The 13410-nt window shown below is 65.6% G+C and carries 13 protein-coding genes; 5 read left to right on the plus strand and 8 right to left on the minus strand.

Annotated features, from left to right (window positions below):
• Positions 1-7 precede the first annotated feature (7 nt).
• Positions 8-919, plus strand: coding sequence for a carbohydrate ABC transporter permease (locus LFT46_RS19440; RefSeq protein WP_236820759.1), 912 nt, complete (start codon positions 8-10; stop codon positions 917-919).
• Between the two features lie 22 nt (positions 920-941).
• Entirely contained in the window at positions 942-2459 is a 1518-nt protein-coding gene (locus LFT46_RS19445; RefSeq protein ID WP_236800170.1) for a glycoside hydrolase family 32 protein, read from the plus strand.
• Here the strand turns inward: LFT46_RS19445 and LFT46_RS19450 are convergent.
• From LFT46_RS19450 to LFT46_RS19460, 3 genes are all read right to left on the minus strand, one after another.
• A complete protein-coding gene (locus LFT46_RS19450) occupies positions 2456-2902 on the minus strand; it encodes a hypothetical protein (RefSeq protein ID WP_236802959.1) in 447 nt (148 codons plus the stop codon). The two genes, LFT46_RS19445 and LFT46_RS19450, sit on opposite strands and share 4 nt — an antisense overlap.
• A gap of 335 nt (positions 2903-3237) precedes the next feature.
• Entirely contained in the window at positions 3238-3873 is a 636-nt protein-coding gene (locus LFT46_RS19455) for a GntR family transcriptional regulator (RefSeq protein ID WP_236800171.1), read from the minus strand.
• Between the two features lie 111 nt (positions 3874-3984).
• On the minus strand, positions 3985-4890 hold the full coding sequence (locus LFT46_RS19460; RefSeq protein WP_236820760.1) for a LysR family transcriptional regulator: 906 nt from the start codon (positions 4888-4890) through the stop codon (positions 3985-3987).
• 129 nt (positions 4891-5019) lie between these two features.
• On the opposite strand from LFT46_RS19460, the gene LFT46_RS19465 reads away from it, so the two are divergent.
• The 3 genes from LFT46_RS19465 to LFT46_RS19475 all read left to right on the plus strand — a co-directional run bounded on the left by LFT46_RS19465 (position 5020) and on the right by LFT46_RS19475 (position 8904).
• Positions 5020-6162 carry a PrpF domain-containing protein gene (locus tag LFT46_RS19465; protein WP_236820761.1) on the plus strand — a complete coding sequence of 381 codons (1143 nt, stop codon included), beginning with the start codon at positions 5020-5022 and terminating at the stop codon, positions 6160-6162.
• Between the two features lie 56 nt (positions 6163-6218).
• On the plus strand, positions 6219-7529 hold the full coding sequence (dctA, locus tag LFT46_RS19470; RefSeq protein ID WP_236820762.1) for a C4-dicarboxylate transporter DctA: 1311 nt from the start codon (positions 6219-6221) through the stop codon (positions 7527-7529).
• 118 nt (positions 7530-7647) lie between these two features.
• Positions 7648-8904 carry an SLC13 family permease gene (locus LFT46_RS19475; protein WP_236800175.1) on the plus strand — a complete coding sequence of 419 codons (1257 nt, stop codon included), beginning with the start codon at positions 7648-7650 and terminating at the stop codon, positions 8902-8904.
• A 28-nt stretch (positions 8905-8932) separates the two neighbouring features.
• Here the strand turns inward: LFT46_RS19475 and LFT46_RS19480 are convergent, their stop codons facing one another.
• The 5 genes from LFT46_RS19480 to LFT46_RS19500 are packed head-to-tail and all read right to left on the minus strand — an operon-like array spanning position 8933 to position 13408.
• Positions 8933-9079, minus strand: coding sequence for a hypothetical protein (locus tag LFT46_RS19480; RefSeq protein ID WP_236820763.1), 147 nt, complete (start codon positions 9077-9079; stop codon positions 8933-8935).
• On the minus strand, positions 9079-10452 hold the full coding sequence (locus tag LFT46_RS19485) for an NtaA/DmoA family FMN-dependent monooxygenase (protein ID WP_236820764.1): 1374 nt from the start codon (positions 10450-10452) through the stop codon (positions 9079-9081). The genes LFT46_RS19480 and LFT46_RS19485 overlap by 1 nt, the downstream gene beginning before the upstream one ends.
• 12 nt (positions 10453-10464) lie before the next feature.
• Positions 10465-11523 (minus strand): LLM class flavin-dependent oxidoreductase, encoded by a 1059-nt coding sequence (locus LFT46_RS19490; protein WP_236820765.1) that lies wholly within the window; start codon positions 11521-11523, stop codon positions 10465-10467.
• Positions 11520-12356 (minus strand): DUF1684 domain-containing protein, encoded by an 837-nt coding sequence (locus tag LFT46_RS19495; protein ID WP_236820766.1) that lies wholly within the window; start codon positions 12354-12356, stop codon positions 11520-11522. The genes LFT46_RS19490 and LFT46_RS19495 overlap by 4 nt, the downstream gene beginning before the upstream one ends.
• Positions 12353-13408 (minus strand): transporter substrate-binding domain-containing protein, encoded by a 1056-nt coding sequence (locus LFT46_RS19500; RefSeq protein WP_236820767.1) that lies wholly within the window; start codon positions 13406-13408, stop codon positions 12353-12355. Before LFT46_RS19500 ends, LFT46_RS19495 begins: the two co-directional genes overlap by 4 nt.
• Positions 13409-13410 lie beyond the last annotated feature (2 nt).

The following is a 13410-nucleotide window of genomic DNA, read 5'->3' on the forward strand; positions in this document are numbered from 1 at the left end:
GTCCCCCATGTCCAGCCAGACTCTGCAGACCGGGACCGGCAAGCACTCCGGTTCCATCGCCGAAACGCCGATCACCCCTAAGCCCTCCCGCAGCCGCCGCCTGCCCGCAGCGGGCACCGTCGGCAGATACGCGGCGTTGGCCGTGGCAGCGGCGCTGACCCTCGGCCCTGTCCTGTGGACCTTGTCCACCTCGCTGCGGACGCCGTCGGAATCCTTCAACCTGCCGCCGTCCTTCCTTCCCATCAACCCTGACTTCACCGCCTACCAGGAAGTGTTCAAGCAGATCAATGTCGGCCTCCTGGTCCTGAACAGCGCCCTGGTGACCGGGCTGATCGCACTTGGGCAGATGGCGTCGGCGACCCTGGCCGGCTATGCCTTCGCCCGCCTGGACTTCCGCGGCAAAAACGCCATCTTCTCGCTGGTGCTGGCCACCATGATGGTCCCGGTGCAGGTCACCATCGTCCCGGTGTTCATGCTGATCCGGGGAATGGGTCTTTCCGACACCCTGCTGGCCCTGATCCTGCCTGCCATTCCCACAGCATTCGGAACCTTCCTGATGCGCCAGTACTTCCTTGGCCTGCCGAACGACTTCGCCGAAGCAGCCGCCCTGGATGGAGCCGGGCCGTGGCGGATTTTCCGTTCGGTCTACGTTCCCCTGGCGGTCCCCGGCATGGCCATCGTCGGGATCCTTGCCTTCAACTTCCACTGGAACGAGTTCTTCCGGCCACTGATCCTCACCATCAGCGAACAGAACTTCACCCTTCCCCTTGGCCTGGTCACGCTCCAAGGCAACCTCGGAACCGGCAGCATCTCCGTGGTCCTCGCCGGCGTGATCCTGTCCATGCTGCCGGCACTGGTCGTCTTCATCTTCGGCCAACGAACCCTGCGAGAAGGCCTGACGGCCGGCGCCAGCAAATAACCCAGACTTCCAAAAGGAACCCATGGAAACCCTCACGACGAACAATGCAGCAGCCACCGCCGACGTTTACAGGCCTGCCCTGCATTACGCAGCACGAAATACTTGGCTCAATGACCCCAACGGCCTGATTTTCCATGAGGGCGTCTACCACCTGTACTACCAGAACAACCCGCTGGGCAACGTCTGGGGAAACATGTCCTGGGGACACGCCACGTCCACAGACCTGTTGACCTGGACAGAACACCCTGTCGCCATTCCCTGCGACGAAAACGAAGAGATCTTCTCCGGCAGCATGGTCTATGACCGGGACAACACCAGCGGCTTCGGCGCCGGTTCCGTTGCCCCGCTCGTGGCCATCTACACCAGCGCCTACAAACCAGGCTCCCAGCACGAGGGAATCCAGGCCCAGTCCTTGGCCTACAGCCTCGACGGGGGCTACACCTGGACAAAGCACGCCGACAACCCTGTACTGGACCGCCGGTCAGCCAACTTTCGCGACCCAAAAGTCATACGGTACGACGGCGGCGAGGGCAGTTACTGGGTGATGGTCGCCGTCGAAGCCCAAGACTTCAAGGTGGTCTTCTACAAGTCCGAAGACCTGAAAAACTGGGAACCCCTGAGTACCTTCGGTCCCGCGAACGCCACCGGGGGTATCTGGGAATGCCCGGATCTTTTCCCGCTGCCAGTTGATGGCGACCCGGAAAACCTCAAATGGGTGCTGACCGTCAACCTCAACCCTGGCGGCCCTAACCGCGGCTCGGCCGGCCAATACTTCGTTGGCGACTTCGACGGAACCTCCTTCATTTCCACGAGTACGGTGACCTCAGGCCTCAACGGGGGTGACCTACGGGGCGACTACCAATGGCTGGACTGGGGCCGGGACTACTACGCAGCTGTCTCCTTCAACGACGCCCCGGACAACCGCCGCCTCATGATCGGGTGGATGAACAACTGGGAATACGCCAACCACATCCCCACCACACCCTGGCGCAGCCCCATGAGCCTCGCCCGCGAAGTCTCCCTCCAAACCATCGCCGGAGATCTGTCACTGGTTCAGCAACCAGCAGGCGACTGGACCGCGGTGGCCGCCCAGGAGCCGTTCTCACTTGCGGACATCACCATTGACGACGGCGTGACGGTGCTGCCGGGTGCGGCAGGCACGGTTCAGCGCATTGATGTCAGCCTTGCTCCCGGAAGCGCGAAGGAATTCGGACTTGTCCTGCGTGGCGACGGTGCCAAAGGGACCCGCGTGGGCATCCGCCCGGACGAAGGCCAACTGTTCGTCGACCGGCGGGAGTCCGGACAGACTGATTTCCACGAATCCTTCCCCTCCCTCGACACCGCGCCCGTACGGACAACGTCCGGTTCCTACGACCTCAGCATCGTCGCTGACCGCTGCTCCGTTGAAGTTTTCGCCCAAGGCGGGCAGGTCACCATGACCGAGCTGATTTTCCCGGCCGAGGAAAGCACCGACCTCGCGGTCTTCGCCGTGGGCGGTACAGCCACGATCAATAGCCTTCAGGTCACGCGGCTGGCCTAGGAGGCCATGCGAGCCAGGGGCCGGTTGCCACCTCGCGTCGGAGAACCTTTCCGGTCCAGGATCAGCGCCAGGGCAATTCCGAACATCCACACGTCCTTTGCCAGCGCAGTGCCTTGCTGGCTTGGCCGGATCCCGTCCTCCAGGGTCATTTCCGGGATTCGTCGGTACATGGTGAGGAGGGAGCCGGAGAAGAGGCCAAGGCCCAGCCCCGCCAGCCGGCTCGGCACGAACGGTGCCAGGAGTGTTGCGCCCAGGGTCATCTCGGCATAGCTGAGCAGCTTCCCAAAGTTTTCCGGCTCCATCCGGTTCAGCTGCGGATACACCTTGGCGCCCATGCCCTGCAGTCGGGCGGCGCTGTCCTTGTCCAGGTTCCGCTTGCTGTAGCCGGCGTTGAAGATGAACGCTCCGGTGGCCAGGCGGAGGGGAATGTGGCTCAGTTTCATCCTTGGTCCCTTCACAATGCGCGGGTTGATGCGGGAGAGCTTAATCCGCCCGGCTTTGCCCCGCCAGAGCCCACAGCCGGACGCTTCCAAGGGGAAGCACCCCTGGAAGTTCGACGGCGGCACTCGCCTGGCCGCCGCCGTCGTACGTTCCAGCAGGGTGGCCACGTGCAGCAGGCAGCTGAAAAGCAAGGTGGGGCAGGCTCATTGGAGCCTGCCCCACCTCTTGCGCCGGCTGACGTCCTGCGCCCGACTTTCGGGTTTCCTGTTGCGATGGAGTATGCAGGAACATCGGCCGGCGGGTCTTGTAGGGGACACTGCCAGGCCGCGGGTGCGGCCTAGAGCGTCCTGGGATCTTCCGCGTACATCTTCAACCTGATGGCCAGGGCCTCGGACATATGACGCGCTGCAACTTGGCCCGCCAACTCGGGATTGCTCTCCTCAATGGCAGCCAGCAGTTCCGTGTAATGCGCCAGCACCGCCGGCCATCTGCCGGGGTAGGTCAGCGTGGTGAGCGAATACCGGCGTACCTGCTGGTCCAGGCGCTCCAGCAGGCTGATGAGCGACGGGCTGTGGGTGGCTTGCCAGAGCTGCCTGTGGAAGGCCCGGTTCGTTTCCGCGAGTATTCGCCCGTCACTGATATCCAGATCGCGCATCTTCAGCAGCAGTGCGTTGAGGGATTGCTTATCCAGGGCCGATGCCCTGACGGCAGCCTTGGCAGCGGCAGCCTGCTCCAGGACAATCCTCGATTCGTAGATGTCGATGATTTCCTCGGCCGAATGCGTGCGAACCACTACCGCCTTGCCGCGCCGTTCGACCAGCCCGTCCTGCTCCAGCCGCTGAAGGGCTTCGCGGACAGGAGTTCTCGAAGCACCGTAACGTTCCGTGAGTTTGGCCTCGGTGAGGGGCTCGTCCGGGGCGAAGACACTTGCCAGGACGTCTTCGCGGAGCCGCTGGTGGATGGGGGTGGCCAATGCTTCCTCTTCTACGTTGGAGTACGCACACCATTGTATACAGTCGTGCACAAACACCGGGCTCCTGCACGGCAGGGGCCTAACTCTTCTCCGAACCGCGGCCGCTCTCGGTCAGGAGGACTGCCCCTTCGCGATGGACTGGAACACCTTCGTGGCCTGCTGCGCGGCGGGGCTGAGCCTCCGGTTTGCCAAGTGGGCAAGGAGGATCCGCCGTTTCGGGGATTTGGCGAGCGGCACCGCCACGACGTCGGGCCGCAGGGCGGTCAATGCGAGCTTCGGCGCCAGCGCGATACCGATGCCCGCCGCCACCATGCCCTGCGTCTCCTGGTAATCGTTGGCTGCGAAGGCGATCTGCGGCTCAAAGCCTGCGTCGCGGCATACCCGGCTGAGGACGTCGGCTACGGGGTGCTCGTCGCGGACCACCCATTCCTGGTCCCTCAACGAGTCGATACTCACCGAACGGAGTTCCGCAGCTGGGTGGTCGCGCGGTACCAGCAGCACCGTTGGATCGCTCATCAGCCGGACCAGAGTCAGGTCGGGATCGTCGATCTGCTGCCACGGATAGTCCCACAGCAGCGTGAGTTCGATTTCCCGTCGCCGAAGCCGCTCCAGCAGGCCGTCCCGCCGGGCACTGACAACCGTTACCGCCACCTCAGGGTGCCGGGCCCGGAACGCGAGCACGACGTCCGGCATCAGTGATGCTCCAACAGTGGGAAAGGTCCCCAGGCGCAACTGACCCCGGCGAAGTCCCGCAAACTCCCCCATTTCGGCGCGCGCAGCTTCGACAGTCCTGTCGATGTCCTCGGCGTACTGCAGGAGGGCGTGGCCGGCTTCCGTCAGGACCACTCCCCGGGGGTGGCGTTCGATGAGGACCACGCCCATCTCCTGCTCGAGTTTTGCCACCTGCTGCGAGACCGCCGAGGTGGTGAAGGAAAGGGAAGCGGCCGCGGAGGTCAGCGACCCGGTACGTCCCACTTCCCGGAGCACATGCAGTCGGTGGAGATCGAAGATTGCCATGGACTGAGTTTAGCAAAACTAGATACTTGTCGACTTTCTTGTGATTGTGCTGAACTCAACAATCCCCGATCGTAGAAGTACGAGGTGCTGTGAAGTGGAGCACCCTGCAAGTTACGAGGGAGAAATACAGTGGGACTCAAAGGACATTGGTACCGGGGCGGCACCAGCAAGTGCTGGCTCTTCGATGCCAGGGACGTGGCCCTCCATGCCCCCACCCGCGAGGAAATCCCCGCACTGCTGTCAGCAGCTTTCGGCGCAGCGGATGCGCGGCAGCTGGACGGCGTTGGGGGCGGCACGTCCACCACGTCAAAGGCTGCAGTCATCTGGGCAACTCCTGGCACCGAGGCAGACCTTGACTACCTTTTTGCCCAGGTGGGGATCGGTGACCCTACCGTTGAGCTGGGTTCCAACTGCGGCAACTGCGCCACGGCCATTGCGCTGTTCGCAGTCCAGTCGGGCATCGTTGCGGCCCAGGACGGCATGACCAAGGTCCGCATGCGCCACCTGTCCTCCGGGGCGGTGCTCACCGGAAGCGTACCCACCCCGGGAGGGCGCATCCCCAAGTCAGGTTTGGCGCGGGTTCCCGGCAGCAGCGCAGCGGGTGTCCCCGTCAATCTCTCCTTCCACAGCCCCTGGGGCAAGAGCACGGGGTCTGTGCTGCCTACCGGCAACACGGTGGACCAGCTCCAGATGGAGGGCAGGACGCACAGTGCCACCATGGTGGACGCAGGTGCCCCGGCTGTGCTCCTCGCAGCCGAGGAGGCCGGCGTCGATCTGTCCTCGATGACGGACAACCTCAGCGCGCAGCTGCCCACGCTCATGGCAGCCCGCGCGTCGGCAGGCCTCATCATGGGGCTGCGGAAGCCGGAGGATCCGCCGCAGAACGCTGTACCGAAAGTGGGTGTTGTAGCGCCGGCCGGCGACTACGTCGCAGCCGACGGAACAACGATCACTGCCGACAGCCACGACGTGCGGGTGCGGATGCTCTCCATGCTCGCACCGCACCCGGCGATCGGCCTGACGTCAGCCGTGGCAGTTGCCCTTGCAGCCTCGCTGGAGTCATCGGTGGTGGCCGATGCAGCGGGACTATCACCCTCCACCAGCACCGGAAGCCTTCGCGTGCTGCGGATAGGGACGCCTGCCGGCGTGATCACCGCCGACATCATTTCCGACGACACAGGCACCGTCACCGAAGTGGCCCTCCACCGGGCGGCCCGGCACATCGCCATCGCAGACATCGACGTGGCCCAGCCCGTCGAGCTGTCCGCCTAAAACCCTTATCTCCTTGCCCCATTATCAATGGGCCGCAACAACCAGGAAGTTGTTCAATGAAGATCAAATCCATCCTCGGACATCTGTATGTCCAGGTACTCATCGGAGTCGCCCTCGGCGTTGTTGTGGGCGCATTCTGGCCGGACCTCGGCGCATCCCTTAAGCCCATCGGCGACGGCTTCGTGAAACTCGTGAAGTTCATGATCGCCCCTATCGTGTTCTGCACCATCGTGGGAGGCATCACCTCACTGCGGGACACCAAGAAGGTGGGCCCCACCCTGGTCCGTTCGCTGGGCCTCTTCTACGCACTGACGGCACTCGCCCTGGCCCTGGGCCTGGCCGCGGTGACGCTGTTCCAGCCCGGCGCCGGCCCGCATATTGATCCCACGCACCTGGACTCTTCGGTGGCACAGAAATACACCACGCAGCTGCCCAGCAGCAACCCGGTGGACTTCATCCTGAGCATCATCCCCACCACCTTCGTTGGCGCCTTCGCCGACGGTGAAGTCCTGCCCGTGCTGGTCATCGCGCTGCTGTGCGGCTTCGCCTTCAGCAGGCTCGGCGAGCCCGGGAAGATGGCCCTGAACGTGGTCAACAGCTTCAACAAGCTGCTCTTCATCATGTTCGGCTACATCATGAAGGTGGCCCCGCTGGGAGCCTTCGGGGCCATGGCATTCACGGTTGGCAAGTACGGCGCGCACTCCATCGGCAACCTCGGCATGCTGATCCTTTCCTTCTACGCCGCCTGCATCGTCTTCGTGGTGGTGGGCCTGGGCGTCCTGGCCAAGATGACCGGTTTCAGCCTGTGGCAGATCCTGCGCTACTTCAAGGACGAGTTCCTGATCGTCCTTGCCACGTCCTCCAGCGAACCCGTCCTGCCGCGCCTGCTCTCCAAGCTCGAACGGATCGGCTGCGACCGCAGCGTTGTGGGACTGGTGGTTCCCACCGGTTACTCCTTCAACCTCACCGGAACGGCCATCTACCTCACCCTCGCCTCCATGTTCATCGCCCAGGCCTGCGACATCCACCTCAACTGGGGCCAGATCCTGCTGATGCTCGGCATGATGCTGCTGACCTCCAAGGGTGCGGCCGGTGTCACCGGCAGCGGATTCGTGGCCCTGGTGGCGACCCTGACCGTCATGCCCACCCTCCCCGTGGCCGGCGTCGCCCTCATCGTTGGCATCGACCGCTTCATGAGCGAGGCCCGAGCCCTCACCAGCACGGTCTGCAACATCGTCTCCTGCGTGGCAATCGCCAAATGGCAGGGCGAGCTGGACATGGCCAAGCTCCGTTCCGAACTCCAGGCCGGCTTCGTGCCCACCGAAGCAGAAAAGGTGCAGCTCGCCGAGCCTGCCCTGGCACACTGACCGCCTGCGCAAAATGAATACCACCGCGGTTCGCCCGGGGCGCCACGCCCCGGGCGAACCGCCGTTGTGGGGTAACGTCGTCGCCAAACCAGCGGTCACCACGACATCGGAGCAGGCCATGACAGCCACCCAAATCATCCCGCTCGTCATCCTGGTGGTGATGTTCATCGTTGCCACCAAGTGGCCGCTGAACATTGGCGTGATGGGACTGGTGGCCTCGTTCGGCGTCGGCTACTTCATGCTTGGCATGACCGACGTTGAGATCCTTGCCGAGTTTCCGGCCGCCATCGTCCTGACGATCATCGGCGTCACCTACTTCTTCAGCATGGCCCAACGGAACGGCACCATCGACATCATTGTCCAGGCATGCGTGCGGCTGGTCAGGGGGCGGACGATGCTGTTGCCGTGGGTCTTCTTCCTCGTGGCCGCTGTGTTGACGTCCCTTGGCACGTTCTCTCCCGCCGCCGTCGCGCTCCTCGCCCCGGCGGCCATGGGCTTCGCCTACGAGTCGCGCCTCCACCCCGTGCTCATGGGGGCGTTCATCATCAATGGCGCGCACGCAGGCGGCTTTTCCCCGCTGTCCGTGGCCGGCGTGCTGGTCCACAACATTTCGGTGAAAAACGGCTTCCCCGTTTCCCCGATGGCGCTGTTCGCCGCCAGCTTCGCGCTCAACCTCATCCTGTCCGTGCTGACCATCATCGCGTTCGTCCTCATGCGGCGGCTGCATGATTCCCGCAGCGGCGCCGCCATGCTGCAAGGCCCCGCCACAGCCATCCGGCCCCACGGCCAGCAGGTCCTCACCCTGGTACTGATATTGGGGCTGCTGGTGTGCACATTGGGTTTTCACCTGCCGATTGGGTTCGTGGCCCTCTCCGCCGGCCTCCTGCTGGCGCTGGTCAACATCAAGGAGCACCGCACGTTTATTGGCGGCATTTCCTGGTCCACGGTCCTGCTGGTGGCAGGGATGATCACCTACGTCTCGCTGCTCCAGCGCGTCGGCGTCATCGACACGCTGGCCCAGCAGGCGCTGGCACTCGGCGCACCCCTGCTCATCGCACTTGTCCTGTGCTACGTCATCGGCGTCGGCTCGGCTTTCGCGTCGTCCACCGCGCTGCTCACCGCGTTCATCCCGATGGCGGGCCCGCTCCTGGCCGCCAGCAGCCTCAGCGCCTCCGGAACCGTCGCGTCCCTGGCCGTCGCGGCGACGGTTGTGGACGTTTCGCCCTTCTCCACCGATGGCGCCCTGGTGGTGGCCAACGCCCGGGAGGACGACCGGCAGCGGGTCTACCGCCAGCTCATGTTCTATGCCGGGGCGGTTGTCCTGGCTGCCCCGGCCATGGCATGGGCGCTCCTTGTGCCCACAGGCATCCTGTAGCCGGCCACACCCCTGACTACCCAGAGCCCTACAGCCACTGCTCCCACACCGTCAGCTGCAGCCTGACGGTGTGGGAGGACGCACCCACGGAAGGGTCGACGGCGGCGCCCACTTTAGCGCCGTCGTCGTCCCTTCCAGCAAACCCGGCACAGGCAGCGAACCCAGCCCAGTGCATCAGGCGCGAACCGCCTCGGCAGCCTCAGCCGCCGTACGCTCCGGCGTCTCCAGCCCGAGGTGCTCGCGGAGCGTGCTGCCGCGGTATTCGGTGGGGTACACGCCGCGTTCCTGCAGTTCCGGCACCAGGTGGTTCACGATGTCATCCAGGCCGGTGGGAATCAGCCACGGGGAGATGTTGAACCCGTCCACCGCGCCAACGCGGGCATACTCGGCCAGCTGGTCCGCCACCGCGGTGTAGGAACCGGTGAAGGTGGAATCAATCCGCGCCGTCTTCGAGGTGACAAACCGGCGGATGGACAGCCCCTTGTCCTTGGCCTCGGCCCGCCACTGGTCCGCCAACTGCCGGGCCTTGGCGCCGTGGAAACCGCTGCCACGGGTCTCCGAGGTTTCCTCCACCACGGGATCGATCTCCGGCAGCGGCCCGTCCGGATCGTATACGGACAGCTCGCGTCCCCAGAACTGCTCAAGGTAGGCGACGGCCTGCTGCGGTCCGATCTGCAGGTTGCGCACCCAGTCCTTCTTCTCCAACGCTTCCTCGGCAGTGGCGGCGAGGATGAATTCACTCGCGGGCATGATCTGCACCGCGTTCGCCCCACGGCCGGCGCCGATGGACCGCTCCACGAGGTCCTTCCGGAACTCCACGGCGGCGTCGAACTTGGGGTGGGCAGAGAAGATCACGTCCGCCTGCCGGGCGGCGAAGTTGCGTCCCTCGGGCGAATCGCCGGCCTGGAAGAGCACCGGCCGGTACTGGGCGCTGCGCGGCAGCAGCGGCGTCACGTCCACCGTGTAGTGCTGGCCCTCGTGCAGCACACGCCGGGCAGGACCGTCCGGAGTCTCCCACGAGTCCCAGATCCGTTTGGCGGTCTCCACGAACGCTTCGGCGTGCTTGTACCGGTCGGCGTGGTCCAGGTAGCCGCCGCGGCGGAAGTTCGCGCCGGTCCACGCGTTGTCCGTGGTCACGATGTTCCACGCCGCGCGGCCGCCGGAGATCAGGTCCAGCGACGCGAGCCGGTGCGCCAGGTCCGCGGGATCGTTGTAGGTGGTGTTCTGCGTGGCCACCAGGCCGATGTTCTCCGTGACGGACGCAAGGGCGGCAAGCATGGTCTGCGCGTCCGGCCGGCCCACCACGTCCAGGGCGTGCGGGCGGCCCAGGTGCTCGCGCAGGCGCAGCCCCTCCCCCAGGAAGAACGCGGCGAACAGCCCCCGCTCGGCGGTCTGTGCGATGCGGCGGAAGGACTCGAAGTCTGTCTGTGATCCGGATTCCGGCGCCTTCCAGATGGTGCCGGAGTTGACGCCCTGGAAGAAGACGCCGAACTGGATCTGGCCGCTCGGCACAAAAACATCGGATTTAGCACGGTTGTGCTGCGTCATGGTGTTTTCCCCTTACTTTCCCGCGCCATAAGGCGCAGCGGTGGCAGATGCGTAACGGCTGGCCGGGCGCTCCAGGCCCAGCACGTCGCGGAAGGTCCCGTCCTGGACCACCGGACGGAGCAACCCGCGGCGGCGCAGCTCCGGCAGTACCAGCCGGCTGAGTTCCTCCAAGTCGATAAAGAGCGACGCCGGGTGGAGCCGAACGCCGTCGGCCTCCGCCAGCAGGGACGCCAGGAAGTCCGCGAGTCCCGCCGCGGAACCCGCAAAAGCCGCCCGGCCGCCGTCGAACGTTGCGACCCGTGAACCCGCAGCCTGCCCACGCGCGTCCAGGACGACGTCGAGCTCGGCAATAGTGGCGACGCCTGCACCTACCCGCGCCCGCACATCCCGGACCTCGGCCGCCAGAAGTTCAGCACTGGGCGCGGAGACCAGCACCGCATCCACGGCTTCAGCTGAAACTTCCCCCAGCAGGGACGCCGGCACCAGCACCGGCAGCTGCCCCTGGAGCGGGCGCGGGATGATGGACGGCCCTTTCACGGAGTACCCGGCTCCGGCAAAACCGGCAGGCGTTTCGAAGTCGGCATAGTGGAGCTTGTCCACGTCGATGTACCGGCCGGTGGGGACGTCGCGGATCACGGCGTCGTCCTCCCACGAGTCCCACAGCCGCCGGGACACCTCGATGGAGGCAGCGGCTTCCTGTCCCAGCGCGGCACCGGTTACGGAGGAGCGTCCGACGGCGGCAGCCGCCTCGGGCGATTCGGCCGCAGCCACGATCCACCCGGCCCGGCCCAGGGAGACATAGTCCAGGCTGGCCAGCTGGGTGGAGACGTGGAACGGCTCGGTGTAGACAGTGTCCACCTCGGGAACCAGTGCGATGGTCCGTGTCACGGGCCCGGCGAACGCGGCGCGCTGCAAAGCGTTCGTCCGGCCCGGAGCAGGCGCATCGCTGAACGTGGCGACGTGGAAGCCCGCCGACTCGGCCGCCAGAACCGCCCGGGTGAGGTCCGCACCGTCCCGGCCGGCGCCGTCGAGCTCGATGGCCAGGAAACCCGGCCTGGGAAAAGTACTCACTGCTGGTCCTGACGTTCGTAGGGAATCTTCTCGCCGGCCTCGATGGCCACGGGCAGCCGGTTTTCGGCCGGCGGCAGCGGGCAGGTGGCCAGGTCCGTGTAGGCGCAGGGCAGGTTCACGGCCCGGTTGAAGTCCAGCAGCACGGAGCCGTCCGCGCCGGGCACCACCGAAAGCGAGCGGTTCGCCGCATAGGTGGTCTTGCCGGAGGTCTGGTCCGTGAACAGGACGGACAGGGAGCCCGGGGCATGGCCGTTGAACGCGGTGAGCACCAGCTCCTGGCCGGCCAGCTTGAAGCGGATCTCGCCCGGGGCCTCGTACACATGCTGGATGCCTTCGACGGCGGCACCCACGGTGGTGGGCCGCGGCGCCTCGAACGGCACGAACGTTCCGCGGACCGCGTACGCCGCATCGGGCGAGTAGGCGGGCGTTCCTTGGTACTCCTGCAGGCGCGGGTTTTCCGGATGACGCGGCCGCACGATGTACTCACCGCCGCGCTTGGCCAGCTCGATGACTGAATCGCCGGAAACCAGGTTGATGCCGCCGCGCTCCTCGATCGGCCCGAACTCCAGGGTCGCGCCGGACGGCGTGTTCAGCTCCCTGCCGTCCTGCTGCAAAATGTCACCCGGCGCCAAAACCACGCGGACGACGTTGGCCTCCACGCTCCAGGTGCCGGGGGCACCTTCCAGCGGCGTGGGTTCGTCGCCCAGCCAATGCAGGTGGGTCACGGCCAGGAAACCGTGCGGGTGAGCCCGGTGCTGCTCGTGAGCTGCATGCCATTCCTGCCAGTCGGCGTCGAAGGACTCAAGGGCGGTGCCAGTGGATGATGCGGTCATGATGCCTTCCCTGAGGGAGTTGCAGCGGGCTGCGTTGCCGCGAAGTTTTCCGCCGTAATGGTCTTGGATTCGGGCAGCGCTTCCTCGGACAGGCCCCAGCGCTCCAGCACCTTGCCGTAGGAGCCGTCCTTGATCACCGAATTCAGTGCCTCGGAAATCACCGGAGCCAGCCCGTTGCCGCGCAGGGTGGTGGCGGCCACCGGGGTTTCGGACGGCCAGCCGGCGTTCATCTTGCCCACCACCTTCAGGTCGTCGCGGGTGTTCTCCCGGTACACCGTGGACGGGTAGGGTGCGATGTTCAGGTCGGTCCGGCCGGAGGACAGCGCCAGGATGGTGTCGGCGTCGGACGAGTAGTACTGCAGCACAGCCGGCGCCTTGCCCTTGCCCTCAAGTTCCTTGTTCCAGGCCAGCAGGATCTTCTCCTGGTTGGTGCCGGACCCCACGGAGATCTTCAGGCCGGAGATGTCGTCCGCGCCCTTGATGTCGTAGGTGGAGGACTTCTTGGCCTCGAAGCCCATGTACGCGGCCCGGTAGCTGGCGAAGTCGAACAGCTTCACCCGGTCCTTGTTCACGCCCACGTTGGAGAACACGGCCTCAAAATCGCCGGACTGGGTCTTCAGCGGCCAGTTCTCCCACGACGTGACCTGGACGTCCAGCTCCAGTCCAAGTTTGTCCGCCACCAGCTGGGCGATATCCAGCTCCGAGCCGATGGGCGTCTTGTCGTCCGTGGCGTGGAAGGACAGCGGGATGGAGCCGGCCGTGGTGGCAATGGTGAGCTTGCCGTCCTTGCTGATCAGCCCGGGGACCTTGGCGGCGAGCGCGGCGTCCTTTTCTGCCCGGATCCGCTGCTGGTCCGGCGAAGTGTTGTAGACCACGCCGTTGCGCGCCGCCGTCGTCTGTGCTGCACCGCTGGCATTGCCGGCGGCCGATGCGCCCGGGTCGGCGCAGCCGGCGAGCGCGGCAGTACCAAGGAGTCCGGTGCCAAGAAGGACGACGGCGGGAAGCACCGCGAGTGCGCGGCTGCGGCGTGGGCCGCTGGTTGGGAAAGCCATGG

Origin of the sequence: Arthrobacter sp. FW306-07-I (assembly GCF_021800405.1) — a bacterium.
In the GTDB taxonomy this organism is placed as follows: domain Bacteria; phylum Actinomycetota; class Actinomycetes; order Actinomycetales; family Micrococcaceae; genus Arthrobacter.